This is a genomic window from Verrucomicrobiia bacterium (genome assembly GCA_026414565.1).
In the GTDB taxonomy this organism is placed as follows: Bacteria; Verrucomicrobiota; Verrucomicrobiia; order Limisphaerales; family Fontisphaeraceae; genus Fontisphaera.
Genome location: JAOAIT010000033.1, coordinates 1 through 3,094, shown reverse-complemented (window position 1 = coordinate 3,094; position 3,094 = coordinate 1). Strand labels below are relative to the sequence as shown.

The following is a 3,094-nucleotide window of genomic DNA, read 5'->3' as shown; positions in this document are numbered from 1 at the left end:
CACCACCGCAAACCCCTTGCCCGCCTCGCCGGCGCGCGCCGCCTCAATGGTGGCGTTGAGCGCCAGCAGATTGGTCTGCTCGGCAATGGTGGTGATCACCTTGACCACGTTGTTGATCTCGGCGCTGGAGGCGTCCAGCCGCCCCATGGTCTGGTTGGCCCGCTCGGCCGCGGTGGCCGCCTGGTTGGCCACCTTGGCGGCGTCCACCGCCTGACGGGCGATTTCCTTGATGGAGGCGCTAATCTCCTCGGCGGCGGTGGCGACGGTGGCCACCGACTTGCTCACCTGCTCGGAGGCCCCGGCCACCACGTTGGCCTGCGAGGCCGTCTCCTCGGCGTTGCTGCCCATTTGCTGGCCGCCGGCGACCAGCTCGCCTGATTGGGACTGCAGGCGGAGGCTGCTTTCCTGGACTTTGCGGAACATGCGGCGCAAGTGGCGGACCATGTCGTTCATGGCGCGGGCGAGGTCGCCGGTTTCGTCTTTGGCCTTAGTTTGGAGTTCGCGGCTGAAATCCCCCTGGGCGAGCCGCTGGGTGAAGGCCACGCTCTGGTTGAGGGGCTGCACGATGCGGCCGGCCACAAAGAAGCCGCAGGCAAGCGAAGCGAGAACGCCGACCACCGCGGCGGCGGCCGCCCAGAGGAGGAGGCCGCGGAATTGCCGGCCGATGCCGATGCAGGTTTGGAGGACCCCCTGGGCGACGCCCTGGAGGGAGTTGCGGACCTCCATGTATTCATCTTCGTAACAGCCGGCGTTGATGACCCAATTCCAGGGCTCATAATACATGAGGGCGGCCACCTTGGTGCGGTTGGTGGTTTCACCGGCATTGCGCCATTCGTAGGCGTCGAAGACGGGCTCGCCTTTGGCGGCGACGGCTTTGTTGATGGTTTCCTGGACAAAGGGCCGTCCTTTGGCATCGCGGGCTTCCCAGATGTTTTCGCCGTCGCGTTTGCCGTCTTTGGAGACAATATAGACACCGCGCTGGGCGCCGGTGCCGCCGACGATGACCACGTTGCCGGATTTGCCGACTTTGGCCTGCTGCACCATGCGGGCGACTTCCAGATTGACATCGCGGAGGCTCACGCCGGTGTAGAGCATGCCGATGACTTTTTCCTTTTTCTCGTCCCAGATGGGTTCGTACACGGCGGCATGCCAGTCATCCACGACCAGGGCGCGTCCGCGGTAGGTCTGGCCGCTGAGGACGGTCTTGAGGACGGGGTTTTCGGTGCCGTCGGGTTGCAGGCGGGGGATGAAGGTGCCGATGGCGCGGGCGCCGTTGGTTTTGATGACGCTGGTGCAGACGCGGAGCATGTCGCCCTCGTCGTTCATGCGCTGAAAGATGGTACAATAATCGCGGGTGGTGCGTTTGACAAAGTCCACGAGCGGGGCTGGTTGATTGGTGGCGGTGATTTGCCCCAGCCACTGGGTGCCGAGGCACATGCCGGGGAGGGTGATATTTTTTTGTTCGCCATTGAATTGGTTGATGGCCGACCACTGGACAGCGTTGGTGGTCAGCCGGAATCCGCCGGCCTCGTCCACCTGCTGGCGGGCGACGGCCAGGGCATGGAGGAGGCGGCGTTCGGTGCGTTTATCGGACGCCTCCAAGAGGGTATAGATGCTGCGGGCGCTTTTTTCCAGGTCCGCCCACATCATGCGCCGGAGTTCGGTCTCCAGGTCATGGCGCAATTTGTCGGTGCTGGATTGGGCCTCCTGGATGCGATGATTGATCTGGCGGGATTGGAAGAGGATTACCAACACCAGGACGGCGGCCATGCCAAGGGCCACACTGGCGCCCAGGGTAACGATTTTGGTGCGTATTTTCATTGGCGTGTGTCAATGTGTGTCACGGGCGGCCACAGCGAGGATGGCCATTACGCACTGTTCATCGGCAGTCAACTTCCAGACTTAAGACTTTTTTGGAAGGATGCGCGTTAAACTTCGAGGGCGCGGGCGGTGGCCTGGGCCGGGCCGGGCGTTGGGGCCGGGGCGGATTCGCTCATCTCGGTCAAGGGGTAGCAGGGCGGCGGGGTGGTTTGCCGGAGTTTTTCCTGGTACTCGGCGATGCGCAGGCCGGCGCGCACATGCGCCCGAAAGACGGCCGAATCATAGGGTTTGAAGAGATAGGCATCTGCGCCTGCATCCAATGCCTGGATCAAGTCTTCCTTGGATTGCATGCAGGTAGTCATCAAAATATAGGTGCGGGTGAGTTTTTGCTCCTGGCGCACCCGGCGGCACACTTCCAAGCCGTCCATGTCGGGCATCATCCAATCGAGCACGGCCACGCCCGGGGGGTTGGGGCCAAGGAGGATTTGGAGGCAGTCTGAGCCACAACCGGCCGTGATGATTTCATGGCCGTCCTTGAGGAGGTGGTTGTACATCACGCGCAAGGCCAGCGCGTTGTCGTCCACGATTAAAATCTTCATGGTCTTAAGCTCGGCGGGTTTCACAGCGCAGCCCGGGCGCCCGCCCTTCAGGCACACCGCTCGCCCTGCCCGTAACGATTAACGTCAATTGATTCATCGGCATGGGGCTGGAGGACTTTAGAAGAATCTCACCGGACGCCTTTGTTGATCCGCCCCCGTCGCGAAAACCATCCGCCGGCAGCCCATCCGTGGACTGCCGGCGGCGGTCTGATGGCTTCTGAGCATCAACTCAAGCGGCCACCATATTGGCTTCGGGCTTGACCTCCGTCCGTGGGGTCAGGGTGCGTTTGGACATGCGTTGGAGCAAAGGATCGGGCATGGAACCGCCGGTGGGGACGGGGTGGCCATTGCCGCCGGAGTCCAGTTTGAACTGGCCCACGATCACCTTGAGGTCGCCAGCCAGGCGCGCCAGCTCGTTGGCGGCGGCGCTGGTGCCGGAGACGGCCTGGGTGGTGCTTTGGGCGGCCTGGGAGACGCCGGCGATGTTGCGGGCAATCTCCTGGCTGCCCTGCGCGGCCTCCGCCGCATTGCGCGTAATCTCGTTCATCGTCGCCGCCTGCTCCTCCACCGCACTGGCAATCACCGTCTGAATCTGGTCAATCTTCCGGATCACCTCGCTAATCTCCCGGATCGCCTCCACCGCCCCGTGGCTGTCCCCCTGGATGGTCTGAATC

Annotated in this window: 3 protein-coding genes; all 3 read right to left on the bottom strand. The window is 63.2% G+C overall.

Annotated features, from left to right (window positions below; genetic code table 11):
- The coding region (locus tag N3J91_08025; protein MCX8156378.1) for a methyl-accepting chemotaxis protein at positions 1-1,821 on the bottom strand (1,821 nt) is incomplete at its 3' end.
- Positions 1,822-1,928: 107 nt separating this feature from the next.
- Positions 1,929-2,420, bottom strand: coding sequence for a response regulator (locus tag N3J91_08020; protein MCX8156377.1), 492 nt, complete (start codon positions 2,418-2,420; stop codon positions 1,929-1,931).
- Positions 2,421-2,649: 229 nt separating this feature from the next.
- Positions 2,650-3,094 (bottom strand): hypothetical protein (locus N3J91_08015; GenBank protein ID MCX8156376.1); only part of this gene is annotated, 445 nt, incomplete at its 5' end.